Source organism: Streptomyces sp. NPDC127098 (assembly GCF_042722465.1).
Taxonomy (GTDB): Bacteria; Actinomycetota; Actinomycetes; order Streptomycetales; family Streptomycetaceae; genus Streptomyces; species Streptomyces millisiae.
Genome location: NZ_JBHXFJ010000027.1, coordinates 69,528 through 89,897 on the forward strand (window position 1 = coordinate 69,528; position 20,370 = coordinate 89,897).

Below are 20,370 nucleotides of genomic sequence, written 5' to 3' on the forward strand. Positions count from 1 at the left end.
GCGGGGTCAGGTGGGCGGGTAGAGCGTGTACTCGGCGAAGTTGCCGGGCAGGCGTTCGCCGGGCGGCCCCTGGGTGACGGCTCGCACCAGGAGTTCGCCGCCGACGAAGGCGCCGTGCCAGGAGGCCCCTCGGCCGCCGAACGGCTCGGCGCGGTCGCCGCGCGAGCGGGGCGCGTTGATCCCCACCTTGAACGCCCGGAGCTGTGCCGCGAGTCGGCTCGCGGTGGCCGGGTCGTCGCAGGCCAGGGAGGCGACGAGGGCGCCGTTGCTGGCGTTCATGGCGGCCAGCAACTCGGCCTCGGTGTCAACCAGCACGATGGTGTCGACGGGGCCGAAGGGTTCCTGGTGGTGCAGGGGTGAGGAGGGTGGTGGGGCGAGCACGGCCGCCGGTGGCAGATAGGCGGCGGTGTTCTGTCCTGGCAGGAAGCGGCCGTCGGCGAGCCGGCCGCGGTGCAGCGGGATCCCGCCGCGGGCCACCGCGTCGGCCACCACGCCGGCCAGTTCCTTGGCCTTGGCGTCGTTGATCAGCGGGCCGAAGGCCAGCTCCGGCGGCTCGTCGTCCGGGTGCGCGACGGCCAGCGGGTGGCCGAACTCCACGGCGCGGACGGCCGGCAGGTAGGCGGCGAGGAAGGCGTCGAAGAGGTCGCGCTGGACGACGTAGCGGGGGTAGGCGGTGCAGCGCTGCTTGCCGTACTCGAAGGCGCGGCGCACGTGCCCGGCCAGCAGCTCCCAGTCGCTGAACTCCCACACGCCCCAGCAGTTGAGGCCCTCCTGTTCCAGGATGTGCCGGGTGCGGGTGGCGGCGAGGGCGGCGGCGACCCGGCCGCCGGCGCCGCGCCCGCCGACGAAGTTGACGCAGCCCACGGCCGGGTCGCCGACCAGCGCCGGGGAGAGTTCGGAGCCGCTGCCGCTGACCAGGGTGAGGGGCAGGCCGTGCCGGGCGGCGAGCGCGCAGGCCAGCGTGAGGCAGGCGGTGCCGCCGTCGGTGGGGGTCTTGGCGACGACCGCGTTGCCGGCGAGCACCTGGACCAGCATCGCGTGCATGAGCACGCTCATCGGGTAGTTCCAGCTGGCGATGTTGGAGACGGGGCCGGCCAGCGGGGCGCGGTCGCCCAGCATGGGCTCGATCTCGTCGAGGTACCAGCGCACGCCGTCCAGGCAGCGGTCCACGTCGGCCCGGGCGAGCCGCCAGGGCTTGCCGATCTCCCAGACCAGGAGCAGTGCCAACAGGTCGCGGTGGGCGGCGAGTTCGTCGACCGCGCCGGCGACGCGGGCGCGCCGCTCGGCGAGCGGCAGCCGGCCCCAGGAGCGGTGCTGGTCGAGTGCGCCGAGGACGGCGGCGCGGGCGGTGGTCGGGTCGAGGGCGGGTGGGCCGAGGATCGGGCGGCCGTCGACCGGGCTGGTGGCGGGGGCCGGGATGCCGTCCTGGTGCCAGCCGCCGCCGTGCAGGTTGAGCACCCGGTCCGTGCGGAACGCCTCGGGCGCGGCGGCCAGGCAGCGGGCGAGGGCGTCGGTCCAGTCGGTGCCCGGCTTGAGCCGGTAGCCCGTCACAGCTCGACCTCCTCGACGTCCTGGATCGGCGGCCCGGTGCGCTGCACGTGCTGCCAGCCGAAGCGGCCCTTGATGCAGAGGTTGCCGTGGGTGACCGAACTGTCGTGTGGGGAGGTGACCTTGACGATCTGCTCGGCGCCGTCCGGGAGTTCCTGGACGTGCAGGGTGAGCGAGCAGCCGGTGCCGCAGAAGGTGCACAGCGTGGTGGTCTCGGTCTGCGCCGACTCGTCCCAGGTGCCGGCCTCGCGGTGGTCGTACTCGGCCTTGAAGCTGAGGGCGCCGGTGGGGCAGACCTCGATGCAGTTGCCGCAGTAGACGCAGGCGGAGTCGGGCAGCGGGGCCGCGTACTCGGTGGAGATGCCGGCGTCGAAGCCGCGTCCGGCGACGGTCAGGGCGAAGGTGTTCTGCCACTGGTCGCCGCAGGCGTCGACGCACTTGTAGCACAGGATGCACTTGCCGTAGTCGCGGACGTAGAGGTCGTTGTCGACCTTGGCGGGCTGGGCGACGGTGGCCGCGGCGGCGCCGTCGGTCTCCTCGTGCTCGCCGGGCCTGGCCGGGCCGGTCCTGGGCGGCGCCGCGGGGCCGAAGCGCTCGGGGTCCGCGTCGTACTCGGCCATCCAGTCGGCGACCTTCGGGGTGGTGGACAGGTCGGTGGCCGAGCCGAGGAGTTCGAGGACCAGCTTGCGGCTGTGCCGGGCGCGCTCGGTGGCGGTGCGCACCACCATGCCGGGCTCGGCCCGGCGCGAGCAGGAGGGCACCAGGGTGCGGGAGCCCTCGACCTCGACCATGCAGAGCCGGCAGACGTTGGCCGGGGTGAGCGTGTCGCCGTGGCAGAGGGTGGGCAGGTCGCCGCCGGCGGCCCGGACGGCGTCCAGGATGGTGGCGCCCTCCGGGACCCGCACGGTGGTGCCGTCCAGGGTGAACTCCACCATGCGGCGAGGCAGTCCGAGGTCGATGGCGGTCATGCGGTTCCCTTCGTGCTGGTGAGCAGGCCGAGGCGGTCGAGGGCGGACTCGATGGCGTTCCAGGCGGTCTGGCCGAGGCCGCAGATGGAGGAGTCGCGCATCACCTGGCCGACCTCGCGCAGCAGCGCGGTGTCGGCGGGGTCGCCGCGGCGCACCAGGCGTTGCAGGGCCTCCTCCTGGCGGACGGTGCCGATCCGGCACGGGACGCACTGGCCGCAGGACTCGTCGCGGAAGAACGCGGCGATGCGCAGCAGGATCCCGGCCAGGTCGGCCTGGTCGTCGAGGGCGAGCACGACGCCCGAGCCGAGGGTGGTGCCGGCGGCGCGGGCGTCCTCCAGGGTGAGGGGCAGGTCGAGTTCGTCGGCGCGGACGAAGCCGCCGGCGGCGCCGCCGAGCAGCACGGCGCGCAGGGTGCGGCCCTCGGCCACTCCCCCGGCCAGGTCGAGGAGTTCGCCGAGGGTGGTGCCGAAGGGCACCTCGTAGACGCCTGGCCGGCGGACGCTTCCGGAGAGGCAGAACAGCTTGCTGCCGGTGGAGCGTTCGGTGCCGAGGCGGGCGTAGGCGGCGGCGCCCTCTTCGAGGATGAGCGGGATGTTGGCCAGGGTCTCGATGTTGTTGACGGTGGTGGGCTTGCCGAACAGGCCTTTCTCCACGGGGAACGGCGGCTTGCTGCGGGGCTCGCCGCGGTAGCCCTCGATGGAGTTGAAGATCGCGGTCTCCTCGCCGCAGATGTAGGCGCCGGCGCCGCGTCTGATCTCGATGTCGAAGTGGAAGCCCGGATGTCCCATGACGTCGCGGCCGAGGTAGCCGCGGTGCCTGGCCTCCGCGATGGCGTGCCTGATCCGGTGCAGCGCGCGCGGGTACTCGCCGCGCAGGTAGAGGTAGCCGCGGCGGGCGCCGACGGCGAGCCCCGCGATGGTCATGGCCTCGACGACGGCGAACGGGTCGCCCTCCAGCAGCACGCGGTCCTTGAAGGTGCCCGGCTCGCTCTCGTCGGCGTTGCAGACCAGGTAGTGCGGGGTCTCGGGCTGTCGGGCGGTGGCGTCCCACTTGCGGCCGGTGGGGAAGGCGGCGCCGCCGCGGCCGGTGAGCCCGGAGTCGGTGACCTCCCGGATGACGGCGCTCGGGCCGATGGAGATGGCGCGGCGCAGCGCCGTGTAGCCGCCGCTGGCCCGGTACGCCGCCAGGCTTGTGGGGTCCACGGTGCCGACCCGGCGCAGCAGGCGCAGCCCCGGCCGCCCGGCCTGGGGCACGGACTCGACGACGGGCGGCTCGGAGGCGGTGGGGTCGGGCTCGGTGGCCGGCCCGGTGCGGGCCGCGGCCAGCAGTTCGGTGGCGCCGGTGGGGGCCAGCACCTGCTCGGCCGCGACCTCGCCGGCCTCGAAGACCAGGGCCGCCGGGGCGCGTTCGCAGACGCCGAGGCAGGGGCTGCGCAGCCACTGGACGTCGCCCTCCGGCTGCCCCGGCGGGCCGAGTTGGCGTTCGGCCGCCGCCGCGAGCGCGTCGCCGCCCGCGGTCTTGCACGCCAGGTCGGTGCACACGTGGAGCACCCGGCGGGGGCGGGGGGTGAGGGAGAACAGCGAGTAGAAGCTGGCGACGCCGTAGGCGCTGGCGGGCGGGATCTCCAGGCGGCGGCAGAGGTGTTCCAACGCGCCGGGGCTGATCCAGCCGATCCGCTCGTGCACCGCGTGCAGGGCCGGCAGCAGCAGGTCGCGGCGGTGCGCGGGGGCCTCCGGGTCGTCGGCCTGGGCGGCGAGTGCGGCGTCGACGGCGTCCCGTTCCTGCTCGGTCACCGTGGCGCCGGAGAAGTGCAGTTCCATGGTGCGCTCCTTGGCGGGGGCGATGGCTAGCGGGCCGGGGTGGGGTCGAGGCGCTCGACGCGGATGGCGGCGGCCTTGTACTCGGCGGTGCCGGCGACCGGGCAGGTGGCCTCGATGGTGATGGTGTTGACGTCCACCTCGTCCGGGAAGTGGAAGGTCATGAAGGCGAGCCCCGGGCTGAGCGCGGCGTCCAGCCGGACCGGGGCGACGATGGAGCCGCGGCGGGAGCTGATCCGCACCTCCTCGCCGTCGGCGACGCCGAGGGCCTCCGCGTCGACCGGGTGCAGGTCCAGGGTCTCGCCGCGGCGCAGCGGGGAGTCGAAACCGCCGGACTGGACGCCGGTGTTGTAGGAGTCGAGGCGGCGGCCCGTGGTGAGTCGCAGCGGGAACTCCTCGGTGAGCTCGTCCACCGGCGGGCGGTGTTCGAGCACGGTGAACGGGGCCGGACGGCCGCGCCGTTCCGGGTCCTCCTCCCACAACCTGCCGTGCAGGTAGGAGGGTTCGAGGGTGTCCTCGCTGTAGCAGGGCCACTGGATGCCGCCCGCCTCAAGCCGGGCCCAGGAGATGCCGGCGTGGTTGGGGGCGAGGGAGCGCATCTCGTCCCAGGCCTGCTCGGGCGTGTAGTGCCAGTCGTGGCCGAGCCGGCGGGCCATGTCGCAGAGGATCGCGATGTCGTCGCGGGCGCCGGCCGGGGGTTTGAGTGCCTTGCGGACCCGCTGCACCCGCCGCTCGCTGTTGGTGAAGGTGCCGTCGGTCTCGCACCAGGCGGCGGTGGCGGGCAGCACGACGTCGGCGAGCTGCGCGGTCTTGGTGAGGAAGATGTCCTGGACGACGAGGTGGTCGAGGTTGGAGAGCCGCTTGACGGTGTGCTGGGCGTCGGCCTCCGACTGGACCGGGTTCTCGCCGATGATGTAGCAGGTGGTGAGGTCGCCGCGCTCGATGTGGTCGAGCATCTGGGTGAGGTTCCAGCCGTAGCGCGGCTGGATGGCGCGGCCCCAGGCGAGGCCGAACTTCTCGCGCACGGCGGGGTCGAGGATGTCCTGGAAGCCGGGGAGCCGGTTGGGGATGGCGCCCATGTCGCCGCCGCCCTGGACGTTGTTCTGGCCGCGCAGCGGGTTGAGTCCCGCGCCGTGGCGGCCGACCTGTCCGGTGAGCAGGCCCAGGTTGATGAGGGCGAGGACGTTGTCGGTGCCGTTGTGGTGCTCGGTGATGCCGAGGGTCCAGCAGAGTTGGGCGCGGTCGGCGCGGGCGTAGGCGTGGGCGAGTTCGCGGATCAGGTGGGCGGGGACGCCGGTGACCTCCTCGGTGCGGGCCAGTGTCCAGGGCTCGGCGGCGGCCGCGTAGGCGGCGTGGTTCTCGGTGCCGCGCTCGATGAAGGTGCGGTTGGCGAGGCCGGCGTGGATGATCTCGCGGGCGATCCCGTAGGCGAGTGGGATGTCGGTGCCGACGTTCAACGGCAGGTGCCGCTCGGCGAACTGGGCGGTCGAGGTGCGGCGGGGGTCGACGACGAAGAGCCGGGCGCCGTTGCGCATGCCGCGCAGCACGTGCTGGAAGAAGATCGGGTGCGCCTCGCGGGCGTTGGAGCCCCAGAGCACGATGACGTCGGTGTCCTCGATCTCCTGGTAGGAGGAGGTGCCGCCGCCGCTGCCGAAGGCGTGGGCGAGGCCGGCGACGCTGGGCGCGTGGCAGGTGCGGTTGCAGGAGTCGACGTTGTTGGTGCCGACGACGACCCGGGTGAACTTCTGCGCCAGGTAGTTCATCTCGTTGGTGGAGCGGGCGCAGGAGAACATGCCGAAGGCGTCCGGGCCGTGCTGCTCGGTGTTGCGCCAGAAGCCCTCGGCGGCCCGGCTCATCGCCTCCTCCCAGGTGGCGGGCCGCAGCACGCCGGAGTCGCGGACCAGCGGCTGGGTGAGGCGGGTGTAGTGCTCGCGGCGGCGCTTCCGGTCCTGCCGGGTGCGCTGGCCTGGGGAGTTGGCGGTCATGCTGGCTCGACCTTCCGTGCTGGGGGTTGGGGGTCAGGTGCGGCGGTGGGGCGGCCGGCGGCGGTGCCGGCGGGCGGGCGGGTGCTGGTGCGGGCGAGGAGGTCGACGGCGGCGTGCACGTCGCGCAGGGTGGGGGCCGGGACGCCGGTCAGCTCGGCGAGCTCGACCACCGCGCCGAGGATGGCGCCGGTCTCCATCTCCTTGCCGGCCTCGAGGTCCTGGAGCATCGAGGTCCTGTGGTGGCCGACGCGTTCGGCGCCGGCGAGCCTGCGGTCGATGGAGACGCCGGGCGTGCTGCCGGTGGCCCGCGCCACCGCCAGGGTCTCGGCCATCATCGAGCCGACGAGGCGGCGGGCGCCGGGGTGGGTGGCGATCTGCACCATGGTGGCGCGGGTCAGGGCGCTGAGCGGGTTGAAGGCGACGTTGCCCATCAGCTTGACCCAGATGTCGTTGCGCAGGTCGGACTCCACGGGGCACTTGAGGCCGCCGGCCACCATGGCCGCGCTGAAGTCGAGGCAGCGGCGGGAGACGCTGCCGTCCGGCTCGCCGATGGCGAACCTGGTGCCCTCCAGGTGGCGGATCACCCCGGGTTCGGCGATCTCGGTCGAGCAGTAGACGACGCAGCCGATGGCCCGGCGCACCGGGATCACGGAGCTGACGGTGCCCTCCGGGTCGACGGCCTCGATGCGGCGGCCCTCCAGGGCGTGCCCGGCCAGGCCGTGGAAGTACCACCAGGGGATGCCGTTCTGCGCGGCGATCACCGCGGTCTCGGGGCCGAGCAGCGGCTCGAGCAGGGCGCCGCAGGTGGCGTACTGCTGTGCCTTGAGGCCGAGGAAGACGTAGTCGACGGGGCCCACCTCGGCGGGGTCGCCGGTGGCGGGCGGGCGGGCCAGGAAGTCGCCGCGCGGGCTGAGCACCGTGACGCCGCGCTCGCGCAGCGCGGCCAACTGGGCGCCGCGCGCGATCAGATGGACGTCGGTGCCGCCGCGGTGCAGCGCCGCTCCGACGTAGGCGCCGATGGCTCCGGCGCCGAGCACTGCCACTCTCATTCACTGCCCCCGATCTCGGTCGGGTGTGGGCCCCTGAGGGGCAGGGATTGCATACAGTATTCCAGTGATCGCCGCGCCGGGACAGGGGCGTGACACCTCGGACCGCCGTTCCGCTCAGATCACGCCGCTCGCCCGCAGCCCGGCCAACTGGCGGGCGCCGTATCCGAGTTCCGCGTAGACCTCGGCGTTGTGCTCGCCGAGCAGCGGCGGCCTGCCGACCTCGACAGGGGAGTCGGAGAGCCGGAGCGGGGAGCCGACGGTGCGGAAGCCGCCGCGTTCCGGGTGCTCGACCTCGACGATCGCGCCGAGCGCGGCGAGTGTCGGGTCGTCGAGCAGCTCCCTGGTGGACATCACGGGGGCGCAGGGGATGCCGTGCTCGGTGAGGATGTCCAACACCCGCCACTTCTCGCGCCGTTCGGTCCACTCCTCGACCAGCGCGAACATCTTGTCCAGTTTGGCGCGCCTGGCCTCCTGGCCCGCCCAGCCGGCGTCGTCGGCGAGTTCTGGCCGGCCGATCAGCCGGGTCAGCGCCTTCCAGCCCTGCGGCTGCACGATCACGTACACGTAGTCGTTGGGGCCGCCGGGCGCGCAGCGCAGCGCCCAGCCGGGCTGCCCGCCGCCCGAGGCGTTGCCGGCGCGCGGCACCTCGGGACCCGAGGGGCGGCTCGGGTACTCGACCAACGGGCCGTTGGCCAGGCGCTGTTGGTCGCGGAGCTTGACCCGGCAGAGGTTGAGCACGGCCTCCTGCATGGTGACCTGGACCCGTTGGCCACGCCGGGTGACGGTGCGCTGGTAGAGCGCGGCCAGGACGGCCGCGACCAGGTGGACGCCGGCCCCCGCGTCGCCGATCTGGGCGCCGCTGGCGGTGGGTGGCCCGTCGGGGAAGCCCGTGGTGGCCATCGCGCCGCCCATCGCCTGGGCGAACAACTCGTAGCCCTTGAGCTCGGCGTGCGGCCCGGGCCCGAAGCCCCTGATGCTGGCGTAGACCAGGCGTGGGTTGAGCCGGCGCAGCACCGGCCAGGGGAAGCCGAGCCGGTCGAGCACGCCGGGGTCGCGGTTCTCGACCAGCACGTCGGCCGTGGCGACGAGCCGGCGGAACATCCGTTTGCCCTGTCGGGCCTTGAGGTTGAGGGTGATGCTGCGCTTGTTGCAGTTGAGCATCGCGAAGTAGAGGCTGTCGACGCCGGGCCGGTCGCGCAGTTGGGAGCGCGCGACGTCACCCCTGCCCGGCGTCTCCAGCTTGATCACGTCCGCGCCCAGCCAGGCGAGCAACTGGGTGGCGGAGGGCCCCGACTGGACGTGCGTCAGGTCGAGCACCCGCACGCCCGCCAGGGCCTTGGGGGCGTGGGTGCCGGCTGCCTCGGTCATGTGGACGTCCCCTCGTTGGTCCGGACAGCCCCGGGGGGCACTGAACACGATCGGAGATTGCATACCGTATGCAGTAGCCCATATGGTCGCGGCATCCGACGCGATGTGTCCAGGGGCGGGCGAGGGGTTTTCCCGCGGCTCCGGGGTCAGTTCGGGACGTCGACCCCGTTCCGGCCCGCCCGGATCCGGTCGCCCGGCGCCGGATCCGCCGCGATGGGCGGCACGTTGACCGGGGTGAGCTCGGGCGCCCGGCCCGGTTCGCCGCCACGCGGGACGGTGCGGACGACCTGGCTCGGCGGCAGCGGGCGCCCGGTGGTCAGGTGGTCCCACATCAGGTCGAGGGCCTGCTGGTAGTAGTGACCGAGCGGAACGTAGCGGTTGTCGAACCCAGCGGCGGTGCTGTCGCTGTGGTGGGCGTTGGTGACCTCCACATAGGACAGCCGGCCGGCCTCGCCCTCCGCCCGGGCGTTGAGCGCCAGGTAGGGGCGGGCGCTGTGGTTGACGGGCACCCGGGCGTCGTCCCGGCCCTGGACGATCAGCGCGGGCCTGCCGCCCAGGTCGCCGTCCCGCCGGGTCTCGTCGAGCCCCCGCGCCACCCGGTTCGCCCAGGCCCGCTCAGCGGCGGTCGCCGGCTCGCCGAACGCCACCCGGTAGACGCAGCGTTCGCCGGCCAGGTTGTAGTCGGGTCGCCCGTCGGGGCCGAGGGAGCGGCGGTCGGCGACGGGGCCGCCGTGCGAGCGGTCGTTGACCAACGTGCCGGGCGCCGGCGCCCGGCCGCCGCTGGTGGCGAAGGCGACGGCCAACTGGGCCGCCGTGTAGGGGGCGGGCCGTCCCTCCGCGTCGGTGGCGGCCCAGCTGTAGCCGCACAGCGCGTCGGCGGCGGAGGCGCGGGCGAAGCTCATCGCGTAGGAGACGGGCGTCTGCGGGTCGTAGTGACTGGCCTGGAGGTACCCGGACGCCGGCTGGAAACCGGCCCGCACCAGGGCCCGTTGGGCGAGGCCGGGCAGCCCGGACGGGCCGGCGGCCGCCGCGTCCGCGCGGGAGATCAGCCGCGGGTCGTCGCCGACCAGCGCGGCGCAGCGGCGGGCCGCCGCCGCCTCGTCGAAGGAGTCGCGGCCCGGCGCCCCGGGCTCGGCGAGAATCGCGCAGGGCTGGAGCAGCGCGGCCAGCGCCCCGTAACGCACCAGCGGGGTCCCGGCTGCCGGCACGGGCACGCCGCCCTGCCGGACGGTGACGCCGGGCGGCGACACGAGGTTGAGCTGCGGCGCGGCGGCGACCACGGCGTCGATCAGGCCGCGCCGGTCCTGCTCGCCCGCGGCCAGCACGGCGCCGCCGCCGTTGGAGACGCCGGCCGCGATCACGGTGGTGTTCTCCGGGGTGTAGCCCGCGGCCGGGCCGCCGGCGCGGTGGTCCCGGTCGAGCAGCGCCAGCGCGAGTTCGACGGCGCGGACCGTGTCCCGCCCCCAGGTGGCCTGCGGGTTGCGCCCCGAGTGGGCCTGTTTGAACGCGACCCGGTAGGGGCTGCGGGCGTTGTACCGCTCGCGGGCCTGGTCGCTCAGACCGGCGTCGAACACGGCCCGATCGCCGAGTTCGGCGCGCGGCCCGGTGGTGCCGTCGGCGGCCATCACGGTGTCGGTGGCGAGGTCGTGGAAGCCGGGGCCCATCCCCTTGTCGGTGTAGGCGACCGCGCAGCCCCGGTGCAGCGCCCAGGCGCCCGCGCCGCCGATCGCCTGGTAGACGCCGAGCAGCCCGGCGGCCGGTGCCGCGACCACGCAGGGCCGGGACCGGTCGAGGTCGTCCGGCACCTGCACGACGAAGGTGACCGAGTCGGCCCCGGCACCCGCGGTCGCGGTGTACTCGGTGCCCGGGATCCGGCCGTCGCCCGGCACCGGCCGGCCGTCCGGGCCGATGTCGGGCCCGTAGAGCCGGCCGAGGCCGCCGGAGTCGTCGCCGTACAGGCCGACCGCGCCCCAGATCGCCAGCCGGCGCAGCTCGGCCGGGGTGGGGTGCTCGGGATCGGCGAAGCCTGGCGGGTCCGGGTCGCGCAGCCCTTCGAAGCCGAGCCCTGCGGTGAGCAGGTCGTCGGCTGTCCCGTCGAGGTGGCGGGCGGTCAGCGAGGTGACATAGCCCGGCAGGCGGGCGGCTTCGCCGCCCGAAGCCGGCGCGGCCGGCACCAGGGCAGCGACGCACAGGGCCAGGGCGGCGGGTGCGCCGTAACGGCGGTGGCGGTCACGTACGTTCCACATGACTGGGCTCCACTCCACGGCGCGGGAGCGCCGGCGACGGGCCGCCCGCGCGGCTGGTGCCGCTCGCGCGGTGCGGGGGCAAGGAAGGCGAGGCGGGCCGGCTCACTGGCGGGAGCCCCCACCCGTCAGAGGGCGAACGCGCCGGTCAGCAGGGCGCCGGCGGTCATCACCAGGGTGGTGGCGAAGGCCCAGCGGAAGATGAAGCGCTGGTGCTCGCCGAGGGACACCCCGCTCATGCCGACCAGGATGAACGTGGAGGCGGTGAGCGGGCTGAGCGGGAAGCCGGTGGTCATCTGGCCGAGGAGGGCGGCCCGGCCGACCTCCGCCGGGTCGCCTCCGGAGCCGGCGGCGGTCTCCGCGAGCACCGGGAGCACGCCGAAGTAGTAGGCGTCCGGGGTGAAGACGAGGCTGAGCGGCATGCCGGTGACGGCGACCAGCACCGGCAGGCGGTCGGAGAGCGCGCCGGGTATCGCGTCGACCAGCGCCCCGGCCATCTCGTCGATCATCCCGGTGCCGGTGAGGATGCCGGTCAGCACCCCGGCCGCGAAGATCATCGTGGTGACCAGGACGACGTTCTTGCCGTGCCGCTCCAGGAGTTCCTGCTGGCGCTCCCACGTCGGGTGGTTGAAGACCAGCGCCACCGTGAAGCCGAGGACGAAGAGCACCGGAAGCGGCATGACCTCGGCGATCAGCGCCACCAGCAGGGTGACGGTGAGGGCCAGGTTGACGGCGGTGAGCCAACGCGGCGTGGTGGGTTCCGGCAGCCGCAACGTGCCCGGCCCCTCCCCCGCCACCGCCGGCTCCCCGGCCGACTCCCGCGGCTCCACGGGGAGTTCACCCGGGCCGAGCGCGGCGATCCGGCGCCGCTCGCGGCGACCGATCAGCCAGGACGCCACCAGCACCCAGCAGATGCCCATGACCATCGCGGGCAGCACCGGCGTGAACAGGTCGGAGCTCTCCAGGTCCAGCGCGGCCATGGCCCGCACCGTGGGTCCGCCCCAGGGCACGATGTTCATCACCCCGGCGCCCAGACAGACCACGCCGGAGAGCACCAGCGGGCTCATGCCGAGCCGCTGGTAGACGGGCAGCAGCGCGGAGACGGTGATCAGGAAGGTGGAGGCGCCGTCGCCGTCCAGGGCCACGCACATGGTGAGCACGGCCGTGCCGACGGTGATCCGCAGCGGATCGCCCTGCGCGAACCGGAGGATGGCCCGGATCAGCGGGTCGAAGAGGCCGGCGTCCACCATCAGGCTGAAGTAGAGGACCGCGAAGGCGATCATGACGCCTGTGGGGGCCACCGTGGTCAACCCGTCCAGGACCAGGTCGCCGAGTTCACCCGCGTGCCCGCCGACGAGCGCCGCCACCACCGGCACCAGGACCAGGGCGACCAGCACGGAGACGCGCTTGGTCATGGTCAGCAGCAGGAAGACGGCGATCGTGGCGAAGCCCAGGGTTGCCAGCATGGGTGGCTCGCTTTCTCGGGGAACGGCCCCCGGCGGCACGCGGGGAGGCGGCCCCGGGGCGGGCGGGCCCCGGCGCGTTGCAGGAGAGTTTCCGAGCCACCACAGATCGGCGTCCAGCATCAAACCGAGATTCTTTTATGCGATCTGCGCATCACTGGGGGCGTCGCGCACCTATGCTCCCTGGCCATGGATGCCACCCTGCGCCAGCTCACGGCCTACGCCGCCGTCGCCCGCGCCGCCAGCTTCACCGCGGCGGCCGCCGAGTTGCACGTCTCGCAGTCCTCGCTCAGCCGGGTGGTCGCCGACCTCGAGCGGCTGCTCGGCACCCAGTTGCTGGAACGCAACACGCGCAACGTCCGGTTGACCCCGGCCGGCGTGGAGGCGCTGCGCATAGCGGAACAGATCATCACCGCGCACCGGGCCGGCATGACCGAGCTGCGGCGCTTCCTGCAGGGCGAGTCCGGCACCGTCACCGTCGCCACCCTGCCCTCGGTCGCGGCCGTGCTGCTGCCCCGGGCGATCTCCGGCTTCCGCGCGGCGCACCCGCGGGTCTCGGTGCGGCTGCTCGACGGTCTCGAACGCGCCGTGCTGGCGCGGGTGTCGGCCGGGAACGCGGACTTCGCCATCACCACCATGGGCCGCCCCACCGACCAGCTGACCGGCCAACCGCTGATCCGGGACCGGTTCGTGGCCGTGCTGCCGGCCGGGGACCCGCTGGCCGAGCGGGCGGAGGTCCGCTGGGGCGACCTGGCGGGACGGCCGTTCCTCGCCGTGGGGCGGGACTCCAGCGTGCGCCGGCTCACCGACGCCGCCTTCGCCCAGATCGACGCCACGGCGGCGCCGGCCGCCGAGGCCGTCAGCGTCGCCACGGTCGGCGGCCTGGTCGCGGCCGGGCTCGGCGTCACGGCCCTGCCGGCGCTCGTGCTGCCGCTGCTCGGCGCCGGGCCCGTCGTCTGCCGGCCGCTGGTGGAACCCGTGGTGGACCGGCGGCTCGACCTCGTGCTGCGCACCCGGCGCTCGCTGCCGCAGGCCGCCGAGCGGTTCCTCGCCACCCTCGGGGAGTTCAGGACCTCGGGCGGCGAACTGCCGACCGGCGTCTCCTGGGCGGCCTGACGGAGCACCGGTCGCCCCTCTTCGACTCATGCGAAAACCGCATGGCTTCAGGACCTTCTTTTGCTGGACGGGCATCGGTCGGGGTGGGCACGCTGAAGGCTCGACGACGGCGGTGAGGAGCGAGGCGTGCCGGACGGACAGCGCGAACGGCGGGAAGTGCTCGACGGGCCCCGGCGGGGGCAGCTGCGCGGGCTGAAGGTGGTGGAGTTCGCCCACGTGGTGGCCGGGCCACTGGCCGGCTCGATGCTCGCGGACCAGGGCGCGGACGTCGTGCACGTCGAACCGCCGGGCGCCGGCGACCCGGCGCGCGCGATGGGACCGCGCCGGGACGGGGTGCCGCTGTGGTTCAAGGTCGCCGGGCGGAACAAGCGGTCGGTGACGCTCGACCTGCACCACGAGGCGGGCCGGGCCGTGGCGCGCCGCCTGGTCGCCTGGGCCGACGTCGTCATCGTCACCATGCGGGCCGGCCGGCTGCGGAGCTGGGGCCTCGACTGGGAGTCGGTGCACCGCCTCAACCCCCGGGCGGTGCTGCTCCAGATATCCGGCTACGGCGCCACCTCGTCGCGGGCGGACGCCCCCGGCTTCGGCAAGATGGGCGAGGCGCGCAGCGGCGTCGTGCACCTGACCGGCTTCCCGGACGGGCCGCCCGTGCACACCGGCTTCTCGCACGGCGACGCGGTGACCGGGCTGATGGGCGCGTACGCGGTGCTCGCCGCGCTGCACCGCCGGGCCACAGACCCGGAGTTCGACGGCGAGTGGATCGATCTGGCCCTGTTCGAGCCGCTGTTCCGGCTGGTCGAGTGGCAGGTGATCGTGCACGACCAGCTGGGCGAGGTACCGGAGCGCTCGGGCAACCAGCTGGCCGTCGCCCCGGCGGCGGTGATCAACACCTACCGGTCGCGGGACGGCGAGTGGCTCACGGTCACCTCGGCCACGGTGCGCTCGGTGCGCAACGTGGCGCGGCTGCTGGGGCTGCCCGACGAGGAGTTCGCCACGGTCGAGCGGCAACACGCCGGCCGGGCCCGGCTGGACGCGGGGCTGCGGGAGTGGGTGGCCGAGCGGGGCACCGACGAGTGCCTGGCGGCGTTCGCCGAGGCCGAGGTGGTCGCCTCCCGGGTGTTCAGCGCGGCCGACATCGCGGCCGACCCGGTCTACGCGGAGCGGGAGGACATCGTCACCGTGCCCGACCCGGACCTCGGCCCGGTGCGGATGCAGGCGGTGATCCCGCACTTCAGGCGGCGCCCGGGCGAGGTGTGGCGCTCGGGACCCGCGCTCGGCCAGGACAACGAGCTCGTCTACCGGGAGTGGTTGGGGCTCTCCGAGGACGAGGTGGCGAGCCTGGCGGAGAACGGGGTCATCTGATGGCGTCCGGGATCGCGCGGCCGCCGCTGCGCTCGATGCTGTTCGTGCCGGGCAACCGGACGGAGTGGCTGCCGAAGGCCGTCGCGGCCGGCGCCGACGCGGTCGTCCTCGACCTGGAGGACGCGGTCGCGGAGGCCGACAGGCCGGCCGCGACCGAGCGGGTCGCGGCGGCGGTGGCCGCGGCGGCCGAGCCGGCGACGGCGCTGTTCGTCCGGATCCCCCCGCTGGACGACTGGCCGGCGGCGGCCCGACTGCGGGCGGTGGCCAGGACCGGGCTCGCCGGCGTGGTGCTGCCCAAGGTGAGCGACGCCGAACAGGTGCGGCTCGCGGACCGGCTGCTCGGCTGGTGCGAGCAGGAACACGGCCTTCCCCCGGGCACCTTCGCGCTGGTGCCGCTGCTGGAGACGGCGCGCGGGCTGCGCTCGGCCTTCGAGATTGCCGGGGCCGTCCCGCGCGTCGGCTACGCGGGCGCGCTCACCGCGCCGGGCGGCGACGTGGAGCGGGCCGTCGGCTACCGCTGGAGCCCGGAGGGCACCGAGACGCGCGAGCTGCGCTCCCGGGTACTGCTCGACGTGCGGGCGGCCGGGGTGGCCCACCCGGTGGGCGGCCTGTGGACCCGGATCGCCGACCTGACCGGGCTGCGGGCCTTCGCCGAGCAGAACCGGGCGCTGGGCTACGCCGGCATGATGGCGATCCACCCCTCGCACGTGCCGGTGATCAACGAGGTGTTCTCGCCGAGCGCGGCGGAACTCGCGCGCTGCGCCCGGCTGGTGGCGGCCGTGGCGGCCGGCCGGGCGGCCGGCTCAGGGGCGGTCGCCTTCGAGGGCGAGATGGTGGACGAGGCGATGGCGGCCACGGCCCGCGCACTGCTGGCCCGCCACGGTGGCGGGAGCGCGGGGCCGTAGGGCTGCCGCGGCGCCGGGGAAACGCGGCGAGGCGCCGTAACTGACGTCGCGGCCAAGGAAAGATCGGCGAAACAGCGGCTAATCGGCCGGCAACGCATCGTGCAGGATCCGCTGGAAGAGCCGGTGGTCGCGCCAGGCGCCGTCGATGTGCAGGTAGTGCGGGGCCACGCCGATCGGCTCGAAGCCGTTCCTGGCAAGCACCCGCTGGGACGCGGCGTTGTGGAGCAGCGTGGCCGCCGCGACCCGGTGCAGACCGAGCCGGTCCCGGGCGTCGGCGCACACGTACGCGACCGCCCGGCCGGCGAGGCCGCGGCCCGTGCGGTCAGCGGCCACCCAGTACCCCAGGTCCGCGCTCTGGAAGGGGCCGCGCACCACGTTGGAGAGCGTGACGGCGCCCACCACCCGGTCGCCTTCCACCAGCAGCCACGGCACGAGCCGCCCGGCCGCCGCCTCCTCGGCTCCCGCGCGGATCCTGGCGGCCTGGCCCTCCGCCGTGTAGAAGCTCTCGGGCCGGCGGGGGCTCCAGTGCGCCAGGTGGGTCCGGTTGCGCCGCTGGGCGTCGGCCAGGGCGGTGTGGTCGCCCTCCTCGGTGGGGCGGAGCAGGACACCGCCCCCGAGGTCGAAGAACAGGTCGTCCGAAGTGCTCACGGCCGTAGCCTCGCACGGCCGAGGCCGCTCACCCCTTGTGGGCGACGCCGCCGACCATCAGCCGCTGGGCTATGGACAGCGGGGTGCCGACGGGTCCGTCGGGGCGCCACATCGGCAGCGCCACCACGCCGGGCTCCAACAGCTCGTACCCGTCGAAGTAGGCCGTTATCTCCTCCAGGGTGCGGAAGCGGCCGGTGCCGAGGAACTCCAGCATCGTCTCCTGGACGGCGCGGGCCTCGGGCCCGGTGTCGCAGAAGGCGGTGATCATCAGGTGGCTGCCGGCCGGCACCGCGTCCATGTAGGCGTCGACGATGGCCTTCGGGCCCTCGTCGTCGTGCAGGTGGTGCAGGATCCCGACCAGCAGCACGCCCACCGGCCTGGAGAAGTCGATCAGCCGCCGCACGCTCGGGTGCGCGAGCACCTTCTCCGGCTCGCGCAGGTCGGCGGTGACCACCGCGGTGTTCTCGTTCTCCTCGAGCAGCGCCCGGCCGTGCGCCAGCACGATCGGGTCGATGTCGACGTAGACCACCCGCGCGTCGGGGTTGTGCCGCTGGGCCACCTGGTGGGTGTTCTCCAGCGTCGGCAGGCCCGCGCCGAGGTCGATGAACTGGTCGATGCCGGCCTGCTCCGCCAGGTAGCGCACGCCCCGGCCGAGCACGGCCCGGTTGTACCAGCCCACGTCGCTGATGTGCGGCATGTCGAGACGCACCTGGTCGGCGACCACCCGGTCGACCTCGTAGTTGTCCTTGCCCCCGAGCACCGCGTCGTAGACGCGGGCGATGCTCGGCCTGCTCAGATCGATGTCCGCCGACTGGACGTCCGCCGAGCCGCCATCCTGCTCCACCACCGAAGCTCCGTCCCTCAAGTTGCCACTGTTACCCGTGAGTTCGTGCCGGGTCAGACTAACCCGGACGGGTGGTTCCCCGACCGAGGACCACGCGGGTCCCGGTAACCGTAACCTCCTTTGTTTCACAGCGGGTTACGGCCGCCAGCCTGGCCGGTTCACGACCAGGGGTTCCGCCCGTGATCCGGATACCTTCCCAGGGAGCGAGAACCATGCGGGGATCGAGGCGGAGTCGCGGCAGCGGCCCGTGACACACCGGCCGAGGAAGGGCGGTCAGGCCATGACGCAGGAGGTACGGGGTGTCGTCGCACCCGGCAGGAACGAGCCGGTACGGGTGGCGCGGGTGCTGGTGCCCGACCCGGGTCCTGGCGAGGCGGTGGTGCGGGTGCTGGCCTGCGGGGTCTGCCACACCGACCTGCACTACCGGGAGGGCGGCATCACCGACGACTTCCCCTTCCTGTTGGGGCACGAGGCGGCCGGCACCGTGGACGCGGTGGGGCCCGGGGTCACCGAGGTGGCGCCGGGCGACTTCGTCATCCTCAACTGGCGGGCGGTGTGCGGCCGCTGCCGGGCCTGCCGGCGCGGCCGGCCCTGGTACTGCTTCGACACGCACAACGCGCGGCAGCGGATGACACTGGCCGAGGACGGCACCGAGCTGACGCCGGCGCTCGGCATCGGCGCGTTCGCCGAGAAGACGCTGGTGGCCGCCGGCCAGTGCACCAGGGTGGACGGCGCGGTGTCGCCCGCGGTGGCCGGGCTGCTGGGGTGTGGCGTGATGGCCGGGATCGGCGCCGCCATCAACACGGGCGGCGTGGGCCGCGGGGACAGCGTGGCGGTCATCGGCTGCGGCGGGGTGGGGAGCGCGGCGGTGCTCGGCTCCCGGCTCGCGGGCGCGGCGCGGATCGTCGCGGTGGACATCGACGACCGGAAGCTGGCGGCGGCGAGCCGGCTCGGCGCCACCCACACCGTGAACTCCCGGGAGCATGACCCGGTCGAGGCGATCAGGGAGCTGACCGGCGGGTTCGGGGCCGACGTGGTGATCGAGGCCGTGGGCCGCCCGGAGACCTACCGGCAGGCGTTCTACGCCCGCGACCTGGCCGGCACGGTGGTGCTGGTGGGTGTGCCGACGCCGGAGATGACGATCGAGCTGCCGCTGCTCGACGTGTTCGGCCGGGGCGGGGCGCTGAAGTCGTCGTGGTACGGCGACTGCCTGCCGTCCCGGGACTTCCCGATGCTGGTCGACCTGCACCTGCAGGGCCGCCTCGATCTGGACGCCTTCGTCAGCGAGACGATCGCCCTCGACGAGGTGGAGTCGGCCTTCGGCCGGATGGGCACCGGCGAGGTGCTGCGCTCGGTGGTGGTGCTGTGAGGCGGGGCGGGCCGGCGGCCGGCCGGGGGCGGGCCGCCGGCGGATGGCCTCAGTCCAGGTAGCTCGCGGGCGCCCGGGCGGCGAGCGCGCCGCTGAAGGCGCTCTCGACGCGGGAGCGTTCGCTGCTGTTGGGGTAGGGGTTGGTGCAGGAGACGCCGGCGGTCGAGCCGGACATCAGGCTGCTGCAGGGCCCCGGCTTGATGTCCGGGAGGCCGAGGATGTGGCCGAGCTCGTGGGCGGCGATCCGGATGGTGTTGTACCCCTCGTTCACGGCCTGGCGCCCCATCCAGACGGTGCCGTTGCCCAGGCTGGTGGTCTGGGCGCGCGGCCAGCCGTCGTCGGCGACGACCCGGATGTTGGCGCGCTGGCCGGCCTGCACGGGCACCAGGTCGACGCTGCTGACGCTCTCGTTCCAGATGGCGGCACCGCTGGCCACCGCGGCGGCGAACTCGGCGCTGCCGCTGGCGTCGTAGGTCAGCACCCGGGCGGCGAGCGGTCGCCCGTCCGCCTCCTGGGGCGCGGCCACCGCCTGGCCACCGGTCCACAGCAGGGCCGCGAGCAGCGTGGTCAGCAGCACCCTGGCAGCCTTGGCCAATGTCACGATCAGCCTCCCGGAGGGACGAGTCGAGATGAGGTCATGCGCATGACACTTCTCATGCCATCTCGGGTCTGCCCGCGCCCGGCTCCTTCCATGCGTGCGGCCGCCGGCCGGAGCCGGCGGCCGCACGCGCTGCCGCTCAGACGGCGTCGGCCAACTCGGCGAACTCCGCGTCGCTGAGGACGATTCCGGCCGCGCCCACGTTCTCCTCGGCGTGCGAGACCCGGGAGGTGCCGGGGATCGGCAGCATCACCGGGGAGCGGCGCAGCAGCCAGGCGAGCGCCAGCTGGGACGGGCTCGAGCCGTGCCGCCTGGCGATCCCGTCCAACGGGCCGCCCGGCCTCGCCAACTCGCCGGTGGCCATCGGGAACCAGGGGATGAACGCCAACTGCTCGCGCTCGGCGTACTCCAGCACGTCCTCGGCCTGCCGGGTGGCGAGGTTGTACAGGTTCTGCACGGAGACGACCCGGGCGGTGCGCCGGGCCCGCTCGATCTCCTCGACGCTCACCTCGGAGAGCCCGATGTGCCGGATCTTGCCCTCCCGCTGGAGCAGCACCAGCTCGCCCAGCTGGTCCTCGAGCGGCACCTTCGGGTCGACGCGGTGCAGCTGGAGCAGGTCGATCCGCTCGACCCCGAGGTGGCGCAGGCTCAACTCGACCTGCTGGCGCAGGTACTCGGGACGGCCCACCGGCCGCCAGTCGTCGGGGCCGGCGCGGGTGAGGCCGGCCTTGGTGGCGATGACCAGGTCCTCCGGGTAGGGGGCGAGCGCCTTGTGGATCAGCTGCTCGCTGACGAACGGGCCGTAGGAGTCGGCGGTGTCGATGAAGGTGACGCCGAGCTCGACCACCCGGCGCAGCACCCGGACCGCCTCGTCCGGGTCGCGCGGCTGGCCCCAGACACCGGGCCCGGTCAGCTGCATGGCGCCGAAGCCGAGGCGATTGACGACGAGGTCGCCGCCGATGGTCAGCGTGCCGGAGGCGCCTGCTGGTCGGTCGTCGGGGTGCGTGCTCATGCTGCTCCCTGTCTCCCTTTCTCGGTTCAGCTCTCTCGGTACGGCGCTCCCGGTGCCCACCCGGGACCGGCCGCC

Annotated in this window: 16 protein-coding genes; 4 read left to right on the forward strand and 12 right to left on the reverse strand. The window is 74.2% G+C overall.

Going from position 1 to position 20,370, the window contains the following annotated elements; genetic code table 11:
* Positions 1-6: 6 nt before the first annotated feature.
* The 8 genes from ACFWI8_RS18805 to ACFWI8_RS18840 all read right to left on the reverse strand — a co-directional run bounded on the left by ACFWI8_RS18805 (position 7) and on the right by ACFWI8_RS18840 (position 12,444).
* Positions 7-1,551, reverse strand: a complete 1,545-nt coding sequence (locus ACFWI8_RS18805; protein WP_387092539.1) for an aldehyde dehydrogenase family protein — start codon at positions 1,549-1,551, stop codon at positions 7-9.
* Entirely contained in the window at positions 1,548-2,516 is a 969-nt protein-coding gene (locus ACFWI8_RS18810; RefSeq protein ID WP_387092542.1) for a 2Fe-2S iron-sulfur cluster-binding protein, read from the reverse strand. Before ACFWI8_RS18810 ends, ACFWI8_RS18805 begins: the two co-directional genes overlap by 4 nt.
* Positions 2,513-4,336, reverse strand: coding sequence for an NAD(P)H-dependent oxidoreductase subunit E (locus ACFWI8_RS18815; RefSeq protein ID WP_387092545.1), 1,824 nt, complete (start codon positions 4,334-4,336; stop codon positions 2,513-2,515). Before ACFWI8_RS18815 ends, ACFWI8_RS18810 begins: the two co-directional genes overlap by 4 nt.
* Before the next feature lie 26 nt (positions 4,337-4,362).
* Complete coding sequence (locus ACFWI8_RS18820; RefSeq protein WP_387092548.1) at positions 4,363-6,318, reverse strand: molybdopterin oxidoreductase family protein; 1,956 nt, start codon at positions 6,316-6,318, stop codon at positions 4,363-4,365.
* Entirely contained in the window at positions 6,315-7,367 is a 1,053-nt protein-coding gene (locus ACFWI8_RS18825; RefSeq protein WP_387092551.1) for a 2-dehydropantoate 2-reductase, read from the reverse strand. The genes ACFWI8_RS18820 and ACFWI8_RS18825 overlap by 4 nt, the downstream gene beginning before the upstream one ends.
* Positions 7,368-7,481: 114 nt before the next feature.
* Positions 7,482-8,735, reverse strand: coding sequence for a formyl-CoA transferase (frc, locus tag ACFWI8_RS18830; protein WP_387092554.1), 1,254 nt, complete (start codon positions 8,733-8,735; stop codon positions 7,482-7,484).
* 146 nt (positions 8,736-8,881) lie between these two features.
* On the reverse strand, positions 8,882-10,981 hold the full coding sequence (locus ACFWI8_RS18835; protein WP_387092557.1) for a 3-hydroxybutyrate oligomer hydrolase family protein: 2,100 nt from the start codon (positions 10,979-10,981) through the stop codon (positions 8,882-8,884).
* 125 nt (positions 10,982-11,106) lie between these two features.
* Positions 11,107-12,444 carry a CitMHS family transporter gene (locus tag ACFWI8_RS18840; protein ID WP_387092559.1) on the reverse strand — a complete coding sequence of 446 codons (1,338 nt, stop codon included), beginning with the start codon at positions 12,442-12,444 and terminating at the stop codon, positions 11,107-11,109.
* 186 nt (positions 12,445-12,630) lie between these two features.
* Here ACFWI8_RS18840 and ACFWI8_RS18845 point away from each other — a divergent pair, with 186 nt between their 5' ends.
* From ACFWI8_RS18845 to ACFWI8_RS18855, 3 genes are all read left to right on the forward strand, one after another.
* A complete protein-coding gene (locus ACFWI8_RS18845) occupies positions 12,631-13,557 on the forward strand; it encodes a LysR substrate-binding domain-containing protein (protein WP_311597800.1) in 927 nt (308 codons plus the stop codon).
* A gap of 126 nt (positions 13,558-13,683) precedes the next feature.
* Positions 13,684-14,919 (forward strand): CaiB/BaiF CoA transferase family protein, encoded by a 1,236-nt coding sequence (locus tag ACFWI8_RS18850; protein ID WP_387092563.1) that lies wholly within the window; start codon positions 13,684-13,686, stop codon positions 14,917-14,919.
* Complete coding sequence (locus tag ACFWI8_RS18855; protein WP_387092565.1) at positions 14,919-15,824, forward strand: HpcH/HpaI aldolase/citrate lyase family protein; 906 nt, start codon at positions 14,919-14,921, stop codon at positions 15,822-15,824. Before ACFWI8_RS18850 ends, ACFWI8_RS18855 begins: the two co-directional genes overlap by 1 nt.
* Positions 15,825-15,902: 78 nt before the next feature.
* Here ACFWI8_RS18855 and ACFWI8_RS18860 read toward each other — a convergent pair whose 3' ends face one another.
* Both ACFWI8_RS18860 and ACFWI8_RS18865 read right to left on the reverse strand, forming a co-directional pair.
* Complete coding sequence (locus ACFWI8_RS18860) at positions 15,903-16,472, reverse strand: GNAT family N-acetyltransferase (RefSeq protein WP_387092567.1); 570 nt, start codon at positions 16,470-16,472, stop codon at positions 15,903-15,905.
* 28 nt (positions 16,473-16,500) lie between these two features.
* The gene (locus tag ACFWI8_RS18865; RefSeq protein ID WP_387092569.1) at positions 16,501-17,319 is read right to left on the reverse strand and encodes an SAM-dependent methyltransferase; all 819 of its coding nucleotides are present in this window, start codon (positions 17,317-17,319) and stop codon (positions 16,501-16,503) included.
* A gap of 277 nt (positions 17,320-17,596) precedes the next feature.
* On the opposite strand from ACFWI8_RS18865, the gene ACFWI8_RS18870 reads away from it, so the two are divergent.
* Complete coding sequence (locus ACFWI8_RS18870; RefSeq protein ID WP_387092572.1) at positions 17,597-18,685, forward strand: S-(hydroxymethyl)mycothiol dehydrogenase; 1,089 nt, start codon at positions 17,597-17,599, stop codon at positions 18,683-18,685.
* Between the two features lie 49 nt (positions 18,686-18,734).
* Here the strand turns inward: ACFWI8_RS18870 and ACFWI8_RS18875 are convergent, their stop codons facing one another.
* Together ACFWI8_RS18875 and ACFWI8_RS18880 are read right to left on the reverse strand one after the other, a co-directional pair.
* Positions 18,735-19,286, reverse strand: coding sequence for a snapalysin family zinc-dependent metalloprotease (locus tag ACFWI8_RS18875; protein WP_387092575.1), 552 nt, complete (start codon positions 19,284-19,286; stop codon positions 18,735-18,737).
* A gap of 136 nt (positions 19,287-19,422) precedes the next feature.
* Positions 19,423-20,295: an aldo/keto reductase gene (locus ACFWI8_RS18880; protein ID WP_311597810.1), complete on the reverse strand. Its 873-nt coding sequence runs from the start codon at positions 20,293-20,295 to the stop codon at positions 19,423-19,425.
* Positions 20,296-20,370: the final 75 nt, after the last annotated feature.